The sequence below is a fragment of the Aquisediminimonas profunda genome (assembly GCF_019443285.1).
GTDB classification, from domain to species: Bacteria; Pseudomonadota; Alphaproteobacteria; order Sphingomonadales; family Sphingomonadaceae; genus Aquisediminimonas; species Aquisediminimonas profunda.
In genome coordinates this window covers 3,186,032-3,207,763 of sequence record NZ_CP080327.1, presented here as the reverse complement: position 1 = coordinate 3,207,763, position 21,732 = coordinate 3,186,032, and the positions used below count along the sequence as shown (strand labels likewise).

The following is a 21,732-nucleotide window of genomic DNA, read 5'->3' as shown; positions in this document are numbered from 1 at the left end:
TTGAAAAGCCCTTTGGCCAAAGAGCGCCGCCCTGTTAGGGAAGGGGTATGGCAAAGGCAAGACACGCAACAACGATCGATCCGACAGAAGCCGAACATTTTGGCGCTCTGGCCGCCGAGTGGTGGGACCCCAAAGGGTCTTCCGCCATGTTGCACAAACTCAATCCTGTTCGTCTCCGTTATCTGCGTGATCGCATAAATGCTCATTGGGGTCTTGATCCACGCGTTCTCAAACCACTGGCAGGAAAATCCGCGATTGATGTCGGCTGTGGGGCGGGCCTGATGTCCGAACCTCTCGCACGGCTGGGTGCCGCCGTCACGGGAATTGATGCTGCGGCCGAAAACATCGCAGTTGCAAGGCAGCATGCCGCCGGGCAGTGCATGTCGATCAACTATGTTGAGCGCGATATCGCCGATTTCAGCGGTCAATTTGATCTGGTGTGTTCGATGGAGGTGATTGAACATGTCACCAGCCCCGGAGCTTTCCTGTCGGCGCTCGGCTCACGATTGGCACCCGGTGGACTGATGATCCTCTCGACGCCCAACCGGACTGGTCTGTCGCGACTTGCCATGATCACACTCGGCGAAGGTCTGGGCGCGATCCCCAGAGGCACGCATGATTGGAACAAGTTCCTGACGCCGGATGAGCTAGAAGCCTTTGCTCAAGCCGCGGGGCTGAAAGTATTGGATCGGCAGGGGATCTCTTTCAGTGTTTCGGCGGGATTCCAACTTTCCGGCGACATGTCACTCAATTATTTGATGACGCTCGCTCGGGACTGAAGGCCGCACAATCGGGCCGTCAAGGCCGGCCCAGGAGCGTCAGAAATCGACCTTGTCGTAATAGTCTGGTGGCGCAACGCCGTCCATGCGTTCGTTGAGCAATGGCCGAAAACTTGGGCGCGACTTGAGGCCTGAATACCAGGCCTTGGTCGGCTCATGACTGCGCCAGTCGATGCCACCGAGGTAGTCTGCAACAGAAATGTGCGCGGCGGCTGCCAAATCGGCGAGGCTGAGCGTGGCTCCTGCCAGCCAATTGCGGTGGTCAAGCAACCAGTCGACATAATCCATGAGTTGATTGGCGCTTTTCATGGCTTCGCGCAAAGTCGCGCCATCGGGAGTTGAGCGATGCAGGATACGTTTCAACATCCGTTCGTGCATCAACGGGGCAACCACATTGCCATAGAACTGCTCGTCGAACCAGGATGTCAGGCGCCTGATCTCAGCCCGGTTCGTGGCGGTTCCAGAGATCATGGGAGCCTTGTCCACCGTTTCTTCGAAATATTCGCAGATCGCGTTTGAGCTCATGACAGCGATATTTCTGTCGCGTTCCACAAGCACCGGCGTTTGACCTGCGGGGTTGAGGTCAAGGAATTCGTCCCTGCGCTCCCATGGATATTCGCGGACAAGTTCGTAGCCCACGCCTTTTTCGCCCAACAGCAGCCGGACCTTGCGTGAAAATGGACAGAGCGGGAATTGATACAGGAGCCACATGGAGCGCGAATCCATAGCGTCCACTCAGCTGCGCGTCACCCTGCTTAATGCAGCTCGTGTTGGCTATTCGCCATCAAAGGGCATTGAGCCAAATCAGCGCCGCTATACCCACCACAATCCGATACCAGGCAAATGGTGCAAAACCGTATCGCGTGACAATTGCGAGGAAGCCCTTGATGACGGCGGCTGCGACGACAAATGAAATCGCGAACCCGATCGCAATGTTCGAAATGTCCGCCGCGGCAAGGGCGGCGCCCTCCTTGTACAAGGCGAGTGCGGTAGCACCCATCATTGTCGGGACAGCGACAAAGAAACTGAATTCCGCCGCAGTCTTTCGTTCGACGCCAAGCAGAAGCGCCCCCATGATCGTTGCACCGGAACGGCTGACGCCGGGGATCATCGAAAGGCATTGGATGAAGCCGATTCCGAGCGCGGTCTTCCAGTTCATGCCTTCGACACTCTCGGTCTGGATTGTCTTGGTCATTTTTTCGATCACCAGAATGGCAATGCCGCCCAGGATGAGGGCCCAGGCAACGACAGACGGCGCTCCAAGCATGGCCTTGATGAATTTGTATGCCAGAGCACCAATGACGGCCGATGGCAGAAATCCGAGCAGGATATTCCGGACAAAGGCGACTGGGCCATCCTTCCAGCCGAACAGTCCAACCGCGACATCCCAAAACCGTCTCCAATAGAGCACGATGACGGATAGGATCGCGCCAAGCTGAATCACGATATCGAACGCGCCGCCAGAGCCATCCTTGAACCCGAGCAGGGCTCCGGCGAGGACAAGGTGTCCGGTTGACGAAACCGGAATGAATTCCGTCAGTCCCTCGACAATCCCGAGAAGAACGACGGTCAGCAGGTCGTTCATGCTGCCGCCCCGAAGCGGCCGTGCTTGCGATATTGTACAAGCCAACCCGGCGCGACCGCATCTAGCGGTGTTGCGGCAATGCCCAAAGCAGCAAGGCCCTTGGATTTCGCCTCAACAATATTGTCCTTTTGCAGCATGAGCCATTGGTCGTGCGTGATAGGAGCGCCGGGCAGCCAACCGGTCAGTGTCGCGAGCAGGGCCGAGATGTTGTCAGGTACGTCGATCATGGCGCGATGGCGCCCGGTGGACTTGGCAATCCAGCTGTTGATCTCTTTCATGGTCATGACGTCTGGTCCACCAAGTTCGTAGGTCTTGCCGGAATGGGCGGCAGGGTCTCTCACAACCGCGGCCACTGCATGCGCGACGTCGCCAACGAAGACCGGCTGGAACTTTGTTCCTCCACCAATGACGGGTACGACAGGCAGCATCCGTATCAGGTTTGCAAACCGGTTTATGAACTGGTCTTCTCGGCCGAAGATGATCGAAGGTCTCAGGATGGTCGCAGTCGGAAATGAATCGCGCACAGCTTGTTCGGCCTGACCTTTGCTCTTGCCGTATGCTGAAGGACTTCCCGCATCTGCGCCAATTGCAGAAACCTGGACGAGACATTTTGCACCTGCCAATTTCGCAGCGGACGCGACATTGGCTGCGCCCTGACGGTGTACGGCATCGAAATCGCCCTTGAGCACTCCGACCAGATTGATGACAGCGGCAGCGCCTGCGACGGCGTGCTTCAGGGTCTCGGGGCGTGTAACATCCGCAGCGATATAGGCAATCTGTCCGAGATTGGCCTGTGCCTTGAGAAACCAGCCACGCTTCGGATTTCGGCTGGCAACCCGGACGCGATGACCGTCCCGTAGAAGGGCCTGAACCACATAACGACCGACAAATCCGTCACCGCCAAAGACTGTTACTGTTTCGATCATCGCAACCTGCCTGCATATTGACCATGTGTGAAATCTGCCCATGCCGACCGCGCAGCGCATTGACAAGCAGCAACCGCCGCCGTAACCGCGCGCCTCGTTCCCGTGCGACAAATATGTTGCCCCGTGCCCAGGTGGTGGAATTGGTAGACGCGCTGGCTTCAGGTGCCAGTGGCCGCAAGGCCGTGGAGGTTCGAGTCCTCTCCTGGGCACCAGCGCTCAGATTGCTTGAGCCGAATGCGTAAGGCCTAGGGGGTTGCGGACGGCGGTGGGCTCTTGGCGCATTTCCAATGGGAGACAATCAGCGCGGTGCCCTGCCTAGATCGCAACCATTGCGGTGAGTAGCGCGTGAGCATTGTTCGGAACAGGGTCAGACTGTCGGCATTGGTTGGCTTACGAAACATTCTTATAGCTTCGATGGCGCCAACAAGAAACGATATCGTGATGTTGCAAGGCCCAAGTCCCATCAAGCAAATTGCACAGATGACCATCTGAGAAATCGCAATGGCTGACTCGAGAAAACTTTGCACTTCGTGCCGGGGTTCGAGATCTCCGAGACCCAGAAGGAAGAGCGAAATCGGAAAATTGGTTAACTCTCATTTATTGGCAATCTGTCCAGCGGAACAAGCAATTTTTTTTTGGTCGTTAAAGTGATCCGCTTTTCCCAATAAAGCACACAAGTCACACAAAATTGCAGTTGCCTTTGAGGTGAATTGCTTGGAGGAGTGGCATTGACTCGCAGGCTAGGTTGGGGGCGCGCCTTTGCTGTTCAATTCATTCGAATTTCTAACATTCCTGCTTGTTGTCTATGGTTTGTATCGAGTTCTGCCGTTCCGTGCGCAGAATCGCATGCTGTTGGTGGCCGGTTACATTTTTTATGGTTGGTGGGACTGGCGCTTCCTTGCCCTGATGATCTTTTCCACAACGGTAGACTTTTGGGTCGGCCTTCTGCTCGACCGGGGTAAGCTGACGCGTTGGCAAGCCTTGTTTCCGGCGACCTTTGTCTTCGTTGCGGCGTTATTGCTCGTCGGGTTGGACTTTTCCGCCGTTATGCACGCGTTGGTCGGTCAAATTCCTACCCATTCTGTAATTTCGCCCCAGATGACCTGGATATTGATTGGGGGACCAGCACTTTTTTTGGCCGGATTTTTTATCTACAAAATCGTGTTGCCAATGGATGAGAGAATTCGTCGCAAGATTTGTGTCCTGATAAGTTTGACAATCCAGCTGGGGATTCTGGCAGTATACAAATATTTTAATTTCTTTGCCGAAAGCCTGGTTGAATCTTTGCAATCTGTCGGAATCAACGTTTCACCAGGGCATTTTAATATAGTACTCCCCGTGGGGATTTCATTTTATACTTTTCAATCCCTTAGCTACACGATTGATATTTATCGTCGGGAAATTCGACCGACCGACAAGTTTCTCGACTTTGCTCTTTTTGTGTCATTTTTTCCGCAGCTCGTAGCCGGTCCCATCGAGCGGGCCCGTAATTTGATCCCTCAATTGTCGAGGCCGCGGCCAATCGACTTCCTCGTTACAACCAGAGGGCTTTTCCTGATTGTCCTTGGATTGTTCAAGAAGGTTGCCATCGCAGACGGGGTCGCGCCCTTTGTGGACCAGGTTTACAATAGTTCGGGCAACGTCAGCTGGGCTGACGTGGTGTTAGCCACGGTACTTTTCGCAGTGCAGATTTATGCCGACTTTTCCGGATACTCGGACATTGCCCGCGGAACAGCACGATTGCTTGGTGTGGAGCTGATGGTCAATTTTCGGCAGCCCTATTTTGCAAAAAGCCCGCGTGACTTTTGGCAGAGATGGCACATTAGTCTCTCAACGTGGCTGGGTGATTACCTTTATAAGCCGCTTGGCGGGAGCCGCGGAAGTTTAGCGTTTACCTGTCGCAACCTGATGCTGACCATGCTGCTTGGCGGGCTTTGGCACGGAGCAGCATGGAATTATGTGCTCTGGGGGTTCTATCACGGAAGCATATTGAGCATTCACAGGGTGTTGGTCTCGGTCAGGGGCGAAGCAAACCTTTTGCAAGGCCGTATCATAAGCACCGTGAAGATTGTCAGCTTCGGTTTTGTAACCCTTTATGGTTGGCTTTTGTTTCGCGCCCGGTCCTTCCATCAGGTTTCCGAATTCACGAGGATAATTTTTGCTGATTTGGGCAACTTCACGATTGGGCCGCGAGTGCCGGCGCTTTCGGCACTGCTCGGAATCCTGCTGCTCGGCGGATTTGAAATTGCGCAGTACAATGCAGGTAATGGCAGTCCGCGTTACTATCAGCGGTGGCCTGCTCCAGCGATTGGTCTGTTTATTGCAGCAATGATGTTCTTGATATTTATGGGAATGAGCAATGAGCCTGCCCAGTTCATCTACTTCCAGTTCTGATTTGCCCTCTCGCCGCAAGGCCTGGAAGGTCTTCTACTGGAGCTTGATTTGCTTGATTTTCCTCGACGTTCTCGTGGGGGTCGCATTCCCATATCCAAAAAATCCTCGCGAACTCAATCCCGGAAAATTGGCTCTTTTCTTTGATTATGGGCGTTCGATGGAAGGACGTTTGAAGCGAGCCACCCGCGTCAACCGTAACGAAACCGCTCCAATCACCTTGTCAGGCTGGTATGACCCGCTTGAAGTCGTTGAAAGGCCCGTCAAGGCCAACGGCGAAGTCATTACGGTCTATGGCATGTCGCATGCCGTCTTGCTGGCAGATGCTGTGCAGGCAGAAAGCAACAAATATTCTGTTCGAAGTGTGGGTGCGCCGGGTGCGACCACGAACTGGGCTTACGGCGCCTTCCGTCGGGACGTGGGCCGCAAGAAGGGCAAAGCTGTGGTCCTGGCTATCATGTCCACTACACTTCCCATGATAACCACAATGGGGCCCGTCACCTGGAATACCAGTTTTGCGATGCCCTATACCGCAGACCGCTATAGTGTCGGGCCAGACGGTGCCTTGCATGTGACGAAGCCACCTTTCGAAAGCTTTGAAGCATATGTTCGAGCATTTTCCAGCCCAGAGAAATGGGCCACTGTTAGGGCGGCATTTGCCAAGAATGACACCTTTTACGATGCCTTTTTGGTTGAAGATACAGTACTCGACAATTCAACCGTTGTTCGGCTGCTGCGTCGCGCATATGCGCAAAAACGAGAGCATGAGACACGCAAGGCTGTACTGAGAGATGGCAGGATTGACTTCGAAAGTGAAGCCATTCGCGTGGCAAATGCCATCATTCGTCAGTTTGCGGCAGATGCGAGACGGGAGGGGTTGCTGCCGGTCATCTACGTAATAAACAATCTTGGCTACCAAGATCAAATGTTTCAAGCCGTTAGTTCCACTCTATACAAAAATCGGATTCCCTTTCTAAACTCTGCGCAATTCGTGGCACCTGACAACCCGCATAATTATCTTCCAGACAGCCATTTCACTCCTGAGAATGATAAAAGACTTGCGCGCGAACTTGCGCGCATCATTGATACCGGTGATCCAGCAGCACAATCGGCAACACCTTCAAATTAAATAGTTGGGCCTGAAATCACACCGAAGGTGCGTTCAGCTTTTGCGTTGAGCAATTCTATTATCCTTCTGCCCCGGGATGGAGTGAAATGCAGAGTTCGGAGGTCGCCATCGCGGCCCATTGCAATGTTCTCAAGACGCGGCAATGTCCGAGGGTATTCATTCATCGGCTCGATAAGTTGCCAAAGATGGATTGCCCTGTTGTTGCCCGCTGACGGGGATTACATTCGAGCCAATGTTGCATCAGCCCTAGTTGAAGCATTTGGCACAACCATTTCCGCTCCTGTTACATTTGCGGGTTAACGGCGCGGAGTGTGTGGACTAGTTTTCCTCTGATAATTTCTGGCCGGTGAGGAGTAAGACATGGACTTGGGGCTCAAAGGGAAAAAAGTGATCATGAACGGCGGTGCGCATGGCCTTGGCCTCGCGTCGCTCAAGCATTTTGCAGCGGAAGGCGCTGATGTGGCCTTCTTCTCGCGCAAGCAGGATAAGATCGACGCCGCGCGTGATGCGATTGCAAAGGCCGGCAACGGCAAGGTTTTTGCCGAAGTTCTCGACATGGCCGGAAATCACGAGGGATATAAGGCCTGGCTCGCAAAGGCTGCAGATGAACTCGGCGGATGCGACATTTTCGTTCACATGGCGAGTTCGTCAGGCACGGGCGGAACGGGTGACTGGCAGGCTGGGCTTGATATGGACATTATGGGCGCCGCCCTTGCGGTTGAAGTCCTGACGCCTGCACTGGCTGATTCCAGCACCGGGTCGATTGTTTTCATGTCTTCAACGGCTGCTTTGGAAACCTTTATTGCACCACAACCGTTCAACGCCCTCAAAGCCGCGCTCATCACCTATGGCAGTCAATTGAGCCAGGCGCTTGCAGCGCAGGGTATCAGGGTCAACACAGTGTCGCCGGGCGCCATTTATTATGAAGGCGGAAATTGGGAAATGATCCGCAAGGTCATGCCGGCGCTCTATGACGGCACGCTCGCAAAGATGCCGACCGGACGATTTGGCGAGCCGGATGAAGTTGCAAAGGCCGTCGTGTTTGTCGCAAGCCCTGCATGCCCATATATGACAGGTGCCAACATCGTCATCGACGGAGGCTTCACCCAGCGCGTCCAGTTCTGACGCGCTGTCGGTCGCACAAGGCAAGAGGCAGGATCATGGCAGATATTGATCGAGACACGTTGCTCGACATCTACACGCGCACGATGAAGGTCAACCGGACGGATGAAAAGTTCCGTTCCTTGCTGATGCAAGGCAAGGTTGCCGTCATGTATTATTGTGTGCGCGGGCAGGAGCTTGTCTCTGCCGCCGCGATGACAGCTCTTAGAGACGAAGACTATGTCGTATGCACATATCGCGGCCAGGGCGAGCAGACCGCGAAGGGCATACCAGCCGAAAAATGGTGGGCCGAATGCCTCGGCAAGGTGACAGGCACCTGCAAGGGCAAAGGTGGCACGATGCACATCACACACCCTGAAAAGGGAATCATGGTCACTACAGGGGTTGTCGGGTCCGGCCTGCCCATTGCAAATGGACTTGCGATGGCCAGCCAGAATACAGGCGATGGCAAGGTTACAATGGTGAGCTTTGGCGACGGCGCGGCCAACATCGGAGCCTTTCACGAAGCCCTCAACATGGCGCAGCTTTACAAGCTTCCGGTTGTCTTCCTGTGTCAGAACAACCGCTATGGCGAGCATACGGCCTTTGCAGACCATACGCAGAGCGAATCCATTTACGGACGAGCTGCGGGCTATGGGATGAAGGGCGTCAGAGTGGATGGCAATGACGTCTTTGCCATGTACCATGCGGCCAAGGATGCAGTTGATCGCGCGAGAGCCGGGGAGGGGCCGACCCTGATTGAGGCAATGTGCTATCGCATGATGGGGCATTTCTTCGGTGCCGATTTCTCCTACATGCCAAAGGAACATCTTGCGGAAATGCAACGCGAAGACCCGTTGCCAAAGCTTCGCGCCGTCATGCTCGAGCACCAGTTCACAGAAGTAGAACTCGATGCCATTGTCGCCGGTATTGATGCAGAGATTGACGAGGCTGTGGCAAAGGCACTGGCTGCCGATCCGCCCGGGCCGGAAGAACTCCAGATTGACGTTTTCGAGAAGGTGCCGGCCTGATGGGTGAGATCACGATGGCTCAAGCGCTCAACCGTGCCATTGACGAAGCGATGGCCGAAGACAGCGGCGTTTTCTGTCTTGGTGAAGACGTCGGTGCCAAGCAGGGCGGGGGCGTTTTCAAGGTGACGGCTGGCCTGACCGAGAAATATGGCGAGCACCGCATCAGGGCGACACCAATTTCCGAAACCGCGATCGTTGGTGCAGCGGTTGGTGCCGCACTCGCCGGTCAGCGCCCCATTGCGGAAATCATGCTCATGAACTTCGTCGGTGTGTGCATGGACCAGATCGTCAATCACGCCGCAAAATTGCGTTTCATGTCAGGCGGCCAGACCAATGTTCCGTTGGTGATCCGCACCACGACAGGCGTTGGGGTCGGCTTTGGTGGTCAGCATTCGGATATGCTCGAGGCGTGGTTTGCACATGTGGCTGGGCTGCATGTTGTCACGCCTTCCAATGCGGCTGATGCTCAAGGCCTCATGCGGGCAAGCATCGATTGCAATGATCCCGTCATCTTTATCGAGAATATCCTTTGCTACGGTCTCAAGTCGCAAGATCCCGGGCCAGGCTATCGCGTTCCGCTGGGCAAGGCTGCTGTTGCGCGCGAGGGCAGCGATATCTCTGTCATTACCTATGGCCGAACGGTGCTTGATGCGTTGGCGGTTGCCTCGGAGCTCGCGAATGAAGGCATCTCGGTGGAAGTCATCGATCTGCGTTCCATCGCGCCTTATGACGAGGAGACTGTCCTGGCATCCGTGAGAAAGACCGGGCGGGCACTCACATTGCATGAAGCAGTAAGGCCCTTTGGCACGGGCGCCGAGATCGCAGCCAATATCCAGGAAAAATGTTGGGATTCACTGAAAGGACCTGTTCGGCGTATCGGGGGGACCTTTTCGCCTGTGCCGTTCGCTTCCGTTCTGGAGCAGGCCTGGATCCCGAACAAGCAGCAGATCGTGGATCAGATCAAGGCAAGCATGGGACGAGGTTGATCAATGTCCTCTGAAATCCGAATTCCTAAACTGGGCATGAGCGCCACCGAAATGACATTGCTGGAGTGGATGTTTGGCGACGGTGAAGCTGTCGAGGCCGGGCAGGTCATTTATACTGTTGAAACCGACAAGAGCACCACGGAAATCGAGGCCCAAGCCAGTGGCATTATTCGCCCGACCGGTGTCGAGGGTGAAGTCTATCAGGTCGGCGATCTGATCGGTATGATTGAGTAGGCGCCTGAAATGGGCGCATGCCGATTGGATATCCTAGGTCGGCTTCGACCAATCCCAACGCTTTAGCCATTCGCGCATCGGCATTGGTATGACGTCGAGGAGCTTGCTCGTCTCCGCAGGGTCTACAACCAAGGGGCTCTCGGCCTGGGAATTGTAGAAACGGTAGAATTTCGCCATTCCCGCATAAGGTGTGCCGGGCAAAATCTCGCGAGAGCCTGTGACCAGTTCGCTCATGTTGCCTGCAAAGTCATCCGGGTCGAGGCTTAAGAACCTGACGGGCTTCCCAACTTCCCGGGAAATGAGTTCTGCGACTTCATCGCCAATAAGAGCCTCGGGTCCGCCCACGGGGACATGCAGGCCATCGGCCTTGCTGGTTTCAAGGGCTGCCGCCATATATTCGCCAACGTCTTCAAGCGCGATCCAGCTTATCCGAAGCGAAGGTTTGGCCGGATAGGCAAATATGCCGCGATTGACGATCAATGGCTTGGTCCACACCCGGATGATATTGTTCATGAAGACTGTGGGTTCGATGAACACGCAGGGAATACCTGTCTCTTCGAGGGATCGCTCTATGTCCCTACGGCCGTCATGGGCGGTCAGATCAAGGTCATGGTCGGCAACGAAGCAGCTTGTGTTGAAGACAATCTTCTTCAGGCCCGAACCGCGCGCGCCGTCTGCGATGCTCTTGCCAAACGCGGCGGCCCGCGCACGGTCAAATTCGAACGGCAGGTGCATCGCAAGGGCATCCTGGCCTTCGAAGGCGCGCTTCAGGCTGTCGCTGTCATTGATATCGCATTGCACGACCCGCAAATCGGGAAAGGGTGTGGCATCCATCGCGTTTGCGCGCCGTGCGCCGGCGCAAACGTCGAAGCCGCGTCTCTGCAGCGCGTTGACAAGCGGGATTCCCTGGTCGGCGGAAGCGCCGAACACGATGACTTTTGTAATTGGCATTTCCGCCCCCTTGAGCGCTCAGGCGGGCAATTCGCCGTTGATATACTTCATCAAAGTGGTCTGGAAATGGCGCACGCGGCTATCCTGATAAGCGCCGAGTTCCATCACACCATTCCCAGATGCCTTCATTCCAGTCTGCACGTGAGGCAAATTGGCAAGGTCTTGATCGAAAACACCGGCGAGCGCTTCGCCCATATATTCCTTGGCCCACGCGAAAGGCTGATCATCTGGAATGTAGACCCGTTCCACTGCGCGCGGACGCTTCTGCCCCTTGGGTGTCGGCATCAACAGGCGTATTTCCATAATGCACCAGTCTGGAGTATCGCCGGGCAGCCAACGATAAACGAGTGTCGGAAGGTATCCAATCCAGGGCGAAAAATTGGGGAAGATATTGTAGGTGAAGTTGTCGAGAATCTCGGCGTCTGACTTGTCTGAATAGTCATAGCCATATTGGGCGGTGAAGCCCGCACGACTGGCTTCGGCAAGCAGCTTGCGCGCCTGCAACGGATCATTGGGGTCAAGCTCTACCTTCTCACCGCTCGCTGTGAAGCGACGATTGGTCTTTGCATCGCTTCCGCCAGAAAACTCTGCCATCTTGTCGAGCACATATTGCTGGTCCTTGCCCGACATATGCGGGCTCAAGACACCGGAAGGCGTGATCGCACGATTGAAGAAGTCGCCGTAAAGATCATACCGCGTATTTGCATCGCCGAGGAATGGCAGAAGTTGAGGGTGGGTCGTAACCGAATGCCATGCTTCCATGAAGGCTTCGGCCGTTGCCTTCCAGTTTGCAGCCACCTTCTTCGCGACCCACATGCCAGTGTAGCGATTCTCGAAATCGTAATTCTCGTACTGGTCTAGGACCGGCCCGACCCAGTCCTTGAAATCGGCAATCTTGTCATTTTCCGTGATCATGACGAAGCCCTGCCATACATTGACGCGAACTTCGGGCAGGCTCATATCCTTGCCTTCAAGGTGCTTGAAATCCCAGGCGCAGGGAATTTCCTTGAGCGACCCGTCGTTGTTCCAGGTGAATCCGTGAAAGTTGCAGCGCAATTGCGTTGACGGACCTGATTTGGTGCGCAGCTTGCGGGCGCGATGAAGGCAAACGTTGTAAAATGCCCTCACGCTGCCATCCCGCTGCCGTACGAGCAGAAACGACTTGTCATTGATTTCGAAAACGACTGTGTCGCCCGGATCGGGCAGCTCGTCCTCGCGCGCAGCAAAGAGCCAGACATTCGGCCACATCCGCTCTTGCTCGAGTGTTGCAAAGTCGGCGCTGATGTATGGCTCAATCGCAATTGGATCGTTTGGCATCTCGATGTTCGATTCCTCGAACAGATAGTCCGGAACCCTGCGCGTGTCGGCTTCGAGCATTTCAGTGTAGCTCATTGCCGGACAGCGATCTGCAGGCGTGATTTTCTTGACTTCATTCATGGGACTGAAACCTCACTGTCCAATTGCCTAGTTTGCCACGATCCAAAAATGCCACATTTTATCGTCAACGCATCCTAGCGTAACTGTGAGGAGTGAGGAAATGAAAGCACGCGGTTTGTCACGGCTGGGACCTGTAATGCAGCTTGCCTGGCTGCCACCCGATTTCGATGCTGCAGTCCGCTACTGGACAGAAGTCATGGGCGTGGGACCATTTTTCCTGATGGAAAACATACAGCTCAATGACATGCGATATATGGGCAAGCCAACCGACGCTGTCTTCAGCCTTGCGCTGTCCTATTGGGGGGACACCCAGATCGAGTTGATCCGTCCCGAGAATGATGCACCCTCAATCTACTGCGGCGAATATGCCGTCCGCGACCGCCTGCACCATACCTGCCTGCTTTTGGATGATATTTCGGAGGCTTATGATGCCTGTGCGAGACATGGCGCCAAAGTGCTCGTCGAAGGCCGCGTCGGTGATACCGGGCACGTGATTTACGCCGATCCCGGTGGCGGGCCGGGAACATTGGTGGAAATGCTTCAACCTCAGCCCGGCACGGCGGAAGTTTTTGGCATGATCAAGCAGGCAGCCCAAAACTGGGACGGCAACGACCCGATAAGAAAGCTCGGCTAAGGGCGAGGTCAGTCGCTGGCGCCCAAATATCCGAGCTGTGCCGCCTTGAAAATTGTCTGTGCGCGATTGACCGAGTCAAGCTTTTCCCCAGCGCGATGGACATGGTAGCGGATCGTGGCATGGCTCCGATCGAGGATCATGCTGATTTCCTTGTCGGTCTTGCCAATGGCCGCCCAGCGAAGACACTCCACCTCGCGCTTTGAAAGGACACAGTCCGACGGGATTCGACGCTTTGCCCGGATTGCCTGGACATATCCCGCGATAAACCGGCGTGTGAGTTGAGCGAGCATGGCTCCGTGCTCGGCGAACTCCTCGGACAGGTCTTCCTTGTCTCGGTCCATGCTGATGAAGCTGTTCGCGGATATCTGGCCAAAGGGCAGGTGGACCGGCACGACGATGGCAGCCTTGCAAAGCGAGCGCCGTTCAAATTCCCTAAGGTCAATTTCATTCAGATAATTGTTGCGCCAAAGGCCATGGAAACCGTGCCGATTGACCCAAAAGGGTTCGCTTTCATAACGGCAGGCGCGCGGCAAGGGAGAATGGAGGGCAAGCCGATGATCTTCCCACCAACGGGCACCATCGGACAGCCAACGGAAGATATCTGCATTCAGGATCGTGCCTTCGGCATCGACCATCGGTTCCTTTGAGGAAATGTCACTGCACATTGCGACCTGGAGGCCGCGCTCTTGCGCGACACGGGCCATGACGACTGCCGCGTCATGGATGTCTTCAGGGCTTTTCACGGTAACAAGTTCGAGCAACTGGCCAAGAGACTCGCGCCCTTGCGGCGTGCGCAATTCAACAACGTTACCCATTTTGGCTCGGTCCTTCACGACAACTCCCCTCATCCTAAGCTATTTGAGCCCCTGACGAATCGATACTAGCAAAATCGCGCCCGAAATGCACGAGCGCATGGGGAGGTTAAGGGATTGGCCGTGAAAGCTCAGGCAGAACGATCAGCCTTGTCCTTCTCGTTTGTGCCTTTGATCATTGCCCGCAAACGATCCCAATCTTCGTCGCCAAGGCTGTGCAACGCAGGCCAGAAGGTGCCGCCTGTTGCCTGGTAGCCTGCGCCATCGATCGCAATGGTCTGGCCGTTTACATATTCTGCCCCGGGTCCCATCAGGAACACCGCGAGATTTGCGAGCTCGTGCATCTCACCATGGCGCCCCATCGGATTGAGCTGATTGTTCGAATTGCCACCGCGCCCTTCTGGTGAAAGACGTGCACTCATGCCCTTGGTTGGAAACAGCCCTGGCGCGATTGCATTGAATCGCATGCCATAACGGCCCCATTCGACCGCAAGGCTTTGCGTCATCGTGTTGATGGCCGACTTCGACATTGCCGAAGGGACAACAAAGGCCGATCCGTTCCAGACCCATGTTGTCAGGATCGAGAGGAAGCTACAGGGCTTTGCTTCTGCGATCTGGCGCTTGCCGACTTCGAGCGTGAGGTAAAATGTGCCACGAAATACAATATCGGCAATGGCGTTGAATCCATTGACCGACAGATCTTCCGTTCGGCTTATAAAGTTGCCGGCTGCGTTGTTCACAACGCCATCAAGTGCGCCGCCTTCGGCCCAGATGGCATCGACCATCACCTTGATTGCATCGGCATCCCGGATGTCACAAGCGTGAGGGACGACCTTGCCACCGTGCGCCGTCATCAACTCGTCGGCGGTTTCTTCCAGCTTGTTGAGTCGTCGGCCACAAATATGAACTGTTGCGCCCAGTTTGACGAAGGCCTCCGCCATTTCACGCCCAAGGCCTGTCCCGCCACCGGTGATCAGAATGCGCCGGTCGCCGAGCAGTCCCTCTCGGAACATCAATTTCCCTGTATCCATGTCAGTGACTTTCTTGAATGGACTCAAAGACCAAGCACGGACTTTGCGATGATGTTCTTCTGAGTTTCGTCGGATCCGCCGAAAATCGTTGCGGCACGATTATTGAGGAAGCGCGCCATTGTTGTTTGTGCGCGTTCGCTGCCGATGGGTTCAGGGGCCTGATTGCCATAGAGCGGCCGCTCAAGAGGCAATTGCATTGCATCATAGCCCAGAAGCTCAATGCGCAACGTATCGACTGCCTGGCCGAGATTGGAACCGAGGAGTTTGGTCAAAGAAGTCTGTGGCCCCGGTTGGCGGCCCTTTGCCAGTTCCGCGAGGATGCGCAGTTCGGTCACTTCCAACGCTTCAGCCTGCAATTTTACCCGGGCAAGACGGTCCCGGAAGCGCGGATCGTGCGCAATGGCTCCGTTGACGCCCGATGGCTGCGATTTCGCCAACTCCTCGAGTTCGGCAATATTCTGAAGAAGCCGGGGCGCGAAACAGGAGCCGCCACGTTCGTTTTCAAGAAGGAACTTGGCAATCGTCCATCCCTGGCCTTCTTCGCCAATCCGATTGTTCGCAGCTGTGCGGGCGTCGGTGAAAAAGACCTGATTGACTTCATGGTCACCCGACATTGATATGATCGGAGCAACTTCAACGCCCGGCTGGTCCATGGGGACCAGCAGGAACGTGATTCCCTGTTGCTTCTTGACCTCGGTATTGGTCCGGACCAGCGCAAATATCCAATCGGCATGGTGTGCATGTGTCGTCCAGATCTTGGACCCGTTGATAACATATTCGTCGCCATCAAGGCGTGCGCCCGTCGACAGGGAAGCCAGGTCAGAGCCACTGCCGGGCTCCGAATATCCCTGACACCAATAGACAGTTCCGGACAATATGCCCGGCAGGAAACGAGCCTTTTGTTCTGGGGTGCCAAAGGCGCAGATTACAGGGCCGACCAGACGCAGCCCGAGAATTGACAGGGCAGGAGCGCCGGCAAGCGCACACTCCTTCTCGAATATGAATTTCTGGGTGGGGGTCCAGCCTGTTCCGCCATCTTCCTTCGGCCAATGATAGGCGACCCATCCCTTTTCATAGAGAATGCGGTGCCATTCGAGGCCAATGTCAGGCTCGACGAAAACCCCGGGAGAACGGCGGGCTCCGTCGCGCAGCCGCTCAGGCAGCGACTCTGCAAGAAAAGTCCGAACTTCCTCGCGGAATGCAAGATCTTCGGAGGAGAATTGCATGTCCATCAGTTAATCCCCTTCACGCAATGCCCACTCAATGCCGCGCCGCAACAGGTCATAATAGACATCGTAGTTCCAGGCGCACCGCTCAGGGTGCGGATAGAAATCGGCCATTCCCGGCAGGTCGTAGTGCCCGCGGCAATGTCCGAGGGCGTTGTAGACGATCCGGCCTTTGCCGATATCACGAGTGTAAAGAATCGGGACAGAAGTCGCGCCCCATTTCCCATCAACGAATCCCGTCGCATCACCCTCGAAATGTGTCTGCATGAGAGTGTCTATGGGCGCGGTTGTATGAGACAAATAGAGTTCGTCGACGACATCAAAATCGTCAATCCCGCGTGTCAATTCATGGTCGCGATTGACGACTTCCACTCGGAAGGGACCAATCGGCGGATGCGCCTTGAATTGGGTGCCAAGCATTTCCATGACGTCTGGCCTGTCGTTCGGCGCGTCGACCAGACCGCTTTCCGTGAACACAAGAATCGAATTGGTGCCGTGCAAAGCAAGCCATTTTCCGCCGGTTTCCAGCCAGCTGCGGATGGCAGTGGCCTCTTCCTTGGTTGGCATAAGATCGCAGGTGTAGCTGACGAGAAAGCGGCACTGCTTGATCCTGTCTATGTCGCCATAGTCGCAGGCAACGGTCGTGCGGACATAGGGATGTTCCGCGAGCAGCTTCAGCAATTCAAGCCGGGCATAATCAATGTCATGATATTTTCCAGCGGCCACGAAATGGGCGTCGATACGTTTTGGAGGTGTATGGCTCATGACATTCAAGACCTTATGGATCCGCCGCCATCGACCGTGAAGTCGCAGCCGGTCGTGAAACTTGCCTGATCGCTGGCGAGGAAGACCATTGCGCGGGCGACTTCTTCGGCCTCGCCGATCCGGTTCATGGGGTGCGCAGCCGCAAATTGAGTTTCGATCATGTCGGGGTCGGCCTGACCGGAAAATTTGTATCGGTCATACATGGCCGTGCGAATGGCGCCGGGATGAACCAAATTGGCCCGGATGGGCAGACCGCGCGCCGCGCAGTCCAGGGCAATCGTACGCGTCAAAGCCTGAACACCTGCTTTTGAAGCACCATAGGCCGCAAAAGTCGCGCCGGGTCGGATCGCTTGCATCGATCCGATATTGACGATTGCACCGGGCTCTCCCGTTGCTTCCATAGCAGGAAGTGCTGCCCTGCAGCCGTAGAAGGTTCCGGTCAGATTGATGTCAATTGTGCGCTGCCAGCTATCCAGATCGACATCCACGACATTGCCAGGTTCGGAGATGCCTGCGACGTTGAAAAGGATATTGAGCTTGCCAAACCGGTCGACACAAGCCTTGACCGCATTTTGCCACTGGGAGAGGTCGCGGACATCGAGTGACACGGCGGCAGCCTTGGCCCCCAGCTTCGCGGCGAGGGCTTTGGCCTTTTCGATCTGTACATCTGCCAGCATCACGCTTCCGCCTTCGGCAATGATCATTGTGGCAGCTGCTGCCCCAATGCCCTCCGCACCGCCCGAAATCAGCGCAACCTTACCCTCGACGCATCCCATTTCAGACTCCTAGCGTTCCAGGATCGCGACAGCGGAAAGCCCCGGCGCCCCATACACATGGCTGTAACCGATCTTTGGGTTGCCCGGCACTTGCCGAGCCCCGCCACGGCCGCGCAGTTGCTGCACATTCTCATAGACCTGGCGAAGACCCGATGCTCCAATGGGTTCACCGCAGGCAAGGCAACCACCGTCGGTATTGACGGGCAGCCGCCCGCCAATCTCCGTTCGACCTTCAGCAAGCCATTGTTCCTGGTCACCATCTGCACAAAAGCCATTTTCCGCCATATGCATAATTTCGGCGCCGCTCTCGGTGTCTTGCAGCTGCGCAACATCGACATCCTCGGGACCAATCCCGGCCCCTTCGAATGCGGCCTTTGATGCCAGCTCGGTTGGCTTCCCGCCCTCAGTTACGCTGATTCCGGCCTGGAATACTTCAAAGCTGTGCGGTGGACGGCTGCGAACCGAGATATTCGCGATCTTGACGCCATCTGCTCCCAGTTCGCGCATCTTGCGCTCGCTCGCGAGGATCAGGGCCACGCCGCCTTCAGCAGGCGAGCAGAACATGAATTTTGTCAGCGGATCATTGATCATCGGAGCATTGAGGATCGTATCCAGGTCCACTTCAGTGCGGCGCCATGCATGATCAGTCTTTGCGCCATTACGGAAGGCCTTTTCCGCCACAAGGCCAAGTGTTTTGCGGCTGATGCCGTATTTTTGCATGTAACGCTGAATCTTGAGCGCAAAGAATTGCGTCGTCAGCATCATGCCGGTTTGCCCATACCAGGCTGGCAATCCATAACTTGCCGGGTCAGCATTAAAAGCGCCGCGATCATGCTTGTCGAACCCGGTTGCCAGCGCGAGATCGAACGCCCCGGATGCGACGGCGTATTTTGCAGAGGCAAGAGAGCTTCCCCCCGTCGCACAGCCGTTGGCAACATTTACGAAGGGCAGACTCGTCAGACCCAGTTCATTGACCATGATATCAGCTGCGCCGGATGATGCCGAACCGCCATAGGCGCAGCCGATATCGCTCCACTCCAGCCCAGCATCGGCAAGTGCCTGTCTTACAGCGAAAACGCCCTGTTCGCGACCCGATCGACCTGCTGTCCGGCCGAAGGGATGAATACCCGCACCAATGATATAGACGTCGCTCATGATTGCTTCTCCGGACGGAATGCAAAAGTGGTATGGACAGCATTAAAGGGGACGATCACGAACTCCATCGGCATCCCGAGTTTCAGGTCTCCAATGGCCGCGTCGACAATAAGGCTTTCAACGATGACTTCGCCCGGCAGCTCAATATAGCCGAGCAAGTAGGGTTTGAAGTCGTGCGGCCCTTCGCCGGGTCCTTCATAGGGCGACTTTGGACGGAACTCCTGGCTCGTGAAGGACCATAATGTTCCCTTCCTCAACAAAGGATAGGGTTCGACACCAGCCGCAGCATCCCCTTCCGGCATCGGAAAGACAATTTCGCCCGAAGGCAGGCGTCCGCCAATCAGGTGCGGCTCGGCCTCTTCCGTCCAGAGATTCTTTGCAATTGGTGTCAGACTGCTCATGCGGCCTCCGCGTAATCCGTTAATGTGGTGTCGCTGTCGCCCAGAAACGCGTTGAGCAGCATCACGCGCTTCAAACCGTGACCAATCGACAATTCATCTGTTATTCCCATCCCGCCGTGAAGCTGGACGGCTTCGCGCGCGATAAAGCCGGCCTGCTCCCCGATGAAGGCCTTCGCCCCGGCGGCACTGCGGTGCCAGCTCGTTCCATCGCTGCGATCCTGCATGGCGGCCCGATAGAGCATCGATCGCGCTTGCTCGAGCTGCGCATAACAATCGACGAGACGGTGCTGGATTGCCTGAAATGTACCGATGGAAACCCCGAATTGCTCCCTCTGCTTCACGTAATCCAGCGTGTCATCGAACAGGCGCTGCGCTAGCCCCAGCAATTCGCCGGCCGCAATCAACCGTACGTCTGCCACGATGCCCGTCAACGCGTTCTGTTCAAGAACAAAGACAGCGTCTGCGGACAATTCCACGTCGTTGAGGCGCAGTTCGCAGGCCAGACTGCCATCAACGAGCCGATATATGTGTCTGTCGACGCCCGTACTGTCTCCGGAAACGAGGCAGAGGACGAGGGTGCCATCCCTCGTCGCGGAAACCAGAAAATCATCCGCTATTGCGCCACCCAAGACAAACGTCTTTTCGCCGCGGAGGGTTTGACGTCCACCATGAACAGTAACTTTCGTGGTTTGTGGCTGAAGATTGTATCGGCCACGTCGCTCAGCCAGTGCCGCAGCCACGATACGGTCGCCGTCAATTAAGGGTGCAATACCGGCCGTTGCCCCCGCTGCGGTGAGCAGGCGCAGTGGAAGTACCGCATTTTCGATCCAGGGGTCCGGTGCCAGGCCGTGACCAAGCGATTCCGCAACAATGGCGAGATCCATCGAGGACCCGCCGATGCCGCCATCGTCTTCATCTGCGCAAAGTGCGATGAGACCAAATCCTGCAAGCTCCCGCCAGCGTTCGCGGTCGTACGCACCGTCCGATTTCCTCAGCCGTTGCCGCGCTGGCACGTCCATCTTTGCCGAAAAGCGCTCAACTGTTGCCTTGAACAGCGTCTGCTCTTCGGACAGGTCGAAATTCATCCTGCCCTCCGGAAGGTGATCGGCAAGCGCGTCACCCCGCGCAAGAGAATATTCGGGAGGACCCTTATGCCCGATTCGTCAGAGATTGCGAAATGATCCAGCCGATTGAGCAGTTCGTCAAAGGCGACAAACAATTCCTTGCGGCTGAGCATGTTGCCGACACACATGTGCGGGCCGCGCCCGAAAGCCAAATGTGTCTTGGCATTGGATCTCTCAATGTCGAATTTGTCAGGATCGGGGAATTTGGCGGGATCCCTGTTGGCAGCGGCGTAGCGCAATTGCACTGTCGCCCCCTTGGGTATCTTGACCCCGCCGAGTTCTGCATCCTCTTTTACGACGCGCCACATGCCCGCGCTTGGCGTTTCGTAGCGCAGTGCTTCCTCGACCAGATTGAGCATCAATTTGGGATCGCGCCCCCCGGCCGCTGCCTTTGCCTTGGCCATTTGGTCGGGGTTGCGGATCAACTGCAGCAAGCCTCCCGCCAGAGTAGAGGTCGTCGTTTCGTTCCCCGCGACCATGAATTGCTGCATGATCGACATGATTTCCTCATCGGTCAGTGGCGTTTCTCCCTCGATCCGCGCCTCGACCAGATCAGTGAGCAGATCGTCACCGCCATTTGCCCGGCGATCGTCGATCTTGCCCTTCATGTATTTCTGATATTCGATAAAGCTTCGCGCACATTCGATCTCACGCTCACGGTCAATCATTTGGCTGAACCGGTCGACAGCACAATCCGACCAGTATTTGACCTGCTTCGGATCGTTGTCGAGGCCGATCTGCTGGGCAATCATCGCCACCGGCAGCGGAATCGCAAATGCCTCCACAAACTCGCATTCGCCCTTGTCAGCCATGGACTCGATCAGCTCGATCGACTTTGCACGCATGTCTGCCTCGATTGCATTCACCCGCGGAGCCGAGAATGCGAGGTTCACCAGTTTGCGATTGCGCGTATGGACAGGGTGATCGGCGGTGAGAAGCGTTGGAGGATTGTCCCAACCTTCCGCAAGGATGGCATCAATCTCCGGATCCTGTTTGGCCATCAACGAACCGAAATCATTCGAAAAGACCTCGGGGCGGCCTGTTGCCTCGGCACAAAGGTCATAACTGAACACGATAAACGTGTTCATTTCAGGTATGTGCGCGACCTTCGTCCCTTCACCGTGGACTTCGCGATAAAAGTCGAAAGGGTCGACCAGCGTCTCATGCGAGAACATCTTGCTGTAGTGGCCCATGCAATGACTCCGAAATGCAGTTACTCAAGATTCCCTTTAGTCAGTCCAACGTGCCGCAAGCGATG

General features: G+C 55.8%; 22 protein-coding genes and 1 tRNA gene. 9 read left to right on the top strand and 14 right to left on the bottom strand.

All coding sequences use genetic code 11. The features are described from left to right. Positions 1-47: 47 nt before the first annotated feature. Positions 48-779, top strand: a complete 732-nt coding sequence (gene ubiG / locus K0O24_RS15770; RefSeq protein WP_219893641.1) for a bifunctional 2-polyprenyl-6-hydroxyphenol methylase/3-demethylubiquinol 3-O-methyltransferase UbiG — start codon at positions 48-50, stop codon at positions 777-779. 39 nt (positions 780-818) lie between these two features. On the opposite strand, the gene K0O24_RS15765 is transcribed toward ubiG, so the two are convergent. The 3 genes from K0O24_RS15765 to K0O24_RS15755 form a co-directional block, all read right to left on the bottom strand. Further along, the gene (locus K0O24_RS15765; protein ID WP_219893640.1) at positions 819-1,490 is read right to left on the bottom strand and encodes a glutathione S-transferase family protein; all 672 of its coding nucleotides are present in this window, start codon (positions 1,488-1,490) and stop codon (positions 819-821) included. 73 nt (positions 1,491-1,563) lie between these two features. Beyond that, positions 1,564-2,364: an undecaprenyl-diphosphate phosphatase gene (locus tag K0O24_RS15760; RefSeq protein WP_219893639.1), complete on the bottom strand. Its 801-nt coding sequence runs from the start codon at positions 2,362-2,364 to the stop codon at positions 1,564-1,566. Further along, positions 2,361-3,290 carry a complex I NDUFA9 subunit family protein gene (locus K0O24_RS15755; protein ID WP_219893638.1) on the bottom strand — a complete coding sequence of 310 codons (930 nt, stop codon included), beginning with the start codon at positions 3,288-3,290 and terminating at the stop codon, positions 2,361-2,363. Before K0O24_RS15755 ends, K0O24_RS15760 begins: the two co-directional genes overlap by 4 nt. A gap of 125 nt (positions 3,291-3,415) precedes the next feature. Here K0O24_RS15755 and K0O24_RS15750 point away from each other — a divergent pair. From K0O24_RS15750 to K0O24_RS15720, 7 genes are all read left to right on the top strand, one after another. Continuing rightward, positions 3,416-3,502 (top strand) — tRNA-Leu (locus tag K0O24_RS15750). Positions 3,503-4,049: 547 nt separating this feature from the next. Beyond that, positions 4,050-5,684 carry an MBOAT family O-acyltransferase gene (locus tag K0O24_RS15745; protein WP_219893637.1) on the top strand — a complete coding sequence of 545 codons (1,635 nt, stop codon included), beginning with the start codon at positions 4,050-4,052 and terminating at the stop codon, positions 5,682-5,684. Then, positions 5,650-6,810, top strand: coding sequence for a hypothetical protein (locus K0O24_RS15740; protein ID WP_219893636.1), 1,161 nt, complete (start codon positions 5,650-5,652; stop codon positions 6,808-6,810). The genes K0O24_RS15745 and K0O24_RS15740 overlap by 35 nt, the downstream gene beginning before the upstream one ends. A gap of 360 nt (positions 6,811-7,170) precedes the next feature. After that, on the top strand, positions 7,171-7,935 hold the full coding sequence (locus K0O24_RS15735; protein ID WP_219893635.1) for an SDR family NAD(P)-dependent oxidoreductase: 765 nt from the start codon (positions 7,171-7,173) through the stop codon (positions 7,933-7,935). Positions 7,936-7,970: 35 nt separating this feature from the next. Continuing rightward, positions 7,971-8,942, top strand: coding sequence for a thiamine pyrophosphate-dependent dehydrogenase E1 component subunit alpha (locus tag K0O24_RS15730; RefSeq protein ID WP_219893634.1), 972 nt, complete (start codon positions 7,971-7,973; stop codon positions 8,940-8,942). Next, positions 8,942-9,928, top strand: a complete 987-nt coding sequence (locus tag K0O24_RS15725; protein ID WP_219893633.1) for an alpha-ketoacid dehydrogenase subunit beta — start codon at positions 8,942-8,944, stop codon at positions 9,926-9,928. The genes K0O24_RS15730 and K0O24_RS15725 overlap by 1 nt, the downstream gene beginning before the upstream one ends. Before the next feature lie 3 nt (positions 9,929-9,931). Further along, entirely contained in the window at positions 9,932-10,162 is a 231-nt protein-coding gene (locus K0O24_RS15720; RefSeq protein WP_219893632.1) for a biotin/lipoyl-containing protein, read from the top strand. A gap of 33 nt (positions 10,163-10,195) precedes the next feature. Here K0O24_RS15720 and K0O24_RS15715 read toward each other — a convergent pair whose 3' ends face one another. Next, the gene (locus tag K0O24_RS15715) at positions 10,196-11,113 is read right to left on the bottom strand and encodes an SDR family oxidoreductase (protein ID WP_219893631.1); all 918 of its coding nucleotides are present in this window, start codon (positions 11,111-11,113) and stop codon (positions 10,196-10,198) included. 18 nt (positions 11,114-11,131) lie between these two features. Further along, positions 11,132-12,550: an aromatic ring-hydroxylating oxygenase subunit alpha gene (locus tag K0O24_RS15710; RefSeq protein WP_219893630.1), complete on the bottom strand. Its 1,419-nt coding sequence runs from the start codon at positions 12,548-12,550 to the stop codon at positions 11,132-11,134. 100 nt (positions 12,551-12,650) lie between these two features. On the opposite strand from K0O24_RS15710, the gene K0O24_RS15705 reads away from it, so the two are divergent. Then, a complete protein-coding gene (locus K0O24_RS15705; RefSeq protein WP_219893629.1) occupies positions 12,651-13,184 on the top strand; it encodes a VOC family protein in 534 nt (177 codons plus the stop codon). A gap of 8 nt (positions 13,185-13,192) precedes the next feature. On the opposite strand, the gene K0O24_RS15700 is transcribed toward K0O24_RS15705, so the two are convergent. The 9 genes from K0O24_RS15700 to K0O24_RS15660 all read right to left on the bottom strand — a co-directional run bounded on the left by K0O24_RS15700 (position 13,193) and on the right by K0O24_RS15660 (position 21,667). Beyond that, positions 13,193-13,999 carry a helix-turn-helix transcriptional regulator gene (locus K0O24_RS15700; protein WP_219893628.1) on the bottom strand — a complete coding sequence of 269 codons (807 nt, stop codon included), beginning with the start codon at positions 13,997-13,999 and terminating at the stop codon, positions 13,193-13,195. 128 nt (positions 14,000-14,127) lie between these two features. Beyond that, entirely contained in the window at positions 14,128-15,027 is a 900-nt protein-coding gene (locus K0O24_RS15695; protein ID WP_219893627.1) for an SDR family oxidoreductase, read from the bottom strand. A 23-nt stretch (positions 15,028-15,050) separates the two neighbouring features. Next, complete coding sequence (locus K0O24_RS15690) at positions 15,051-16,259, bottom strand: acyl-CoA dehydrogenase family protein (protein WP_219893626.1); 1,209 nt, start codon at positions 16,257-16,259, stop codon at positions 15,051-15,053. Positions 16,260-16,262: 3 nt separating this feature from the next. Next, positions 16,263-17,018 carry a ThuA domain-containing protein gene (locus K0O24_RS15685; RefSeq protein ID WP_219893625.1) on the bottom strand — a complete coding sequence of 252 codons (756 nt, stop codon included), beginning with the start codon at positions 17,016-17,018 and terminating at the stop codon, positions 16,263-16,265. 5 nt (positions 17,019-17,023) lie between these two features. Beyond that, a complete protein-coding gene (locus tag K0O24_RS15680; protein ID WP_219893624.1) occupies positions 17,024-17,794 on the bottom strand; it encodes an SDR family NAD(P)-dependent oxidoreductase in 771 nt (256 codons plus the stop codon). Positions 17,795-17,803: 9 nt separating this feature from the next. Continuing rightward, positions 17,804-18,949: a thiolase family protein gene (locus K0O24_RS15675; protein WP_219893623.1), complete on the bottom strand. Its 1,146-nt coding sequence runs from the start codon at positions 18,947-18,949 to the stop codon at positions 17,804-17,806. After that, positions 18,946-19,350: a Zn-ribbon domain-containing OB-fold protein gene (locus K0O24_RS15670; protein ID WP_219893622.1), complete on the bottom strand. Its 405-nt coding sequence runs from the start codon at positions 19,348-19,350 to the stop codon at positions 18,946-18,948. The genes K0O24_RS15675 and K0O24_RS15670 overlap by 4 nt, the downstream gene beginning before the upstream one ends. Then, on the bottom strand, positions 19,347-20,435 hold the full coding sequence (locus K0O24_RS15665) for an acyl-CoA dehydrogenase family protein (RefSeq protein WP_219893621.1): 1,089 nt from the start codon (positions 20,433-20,435) through the stop codon (positions 19,347-19,349). The genes K0O24_RS15670 and K0O24_RS15665 overlap by 4 nt, the downstream gene beginning before the upstream one ends. Continuing rightward, positions 20,432-21,667, bottom strand: a complete 1,236-nt coding sequence (locus K0O24_RS15660; protein WP_219893620.1) for a cytochrome P450 — start codon at positions 21,665-21,667, stop codon at positions 20,432-20,434. Before K0O24_RS15660 ends, K0O24_RS15665 begins: the two co-directional genes overlap by 4 nt. Positions 21,668-21,732 lie beyond the last annotated feature (65 nt).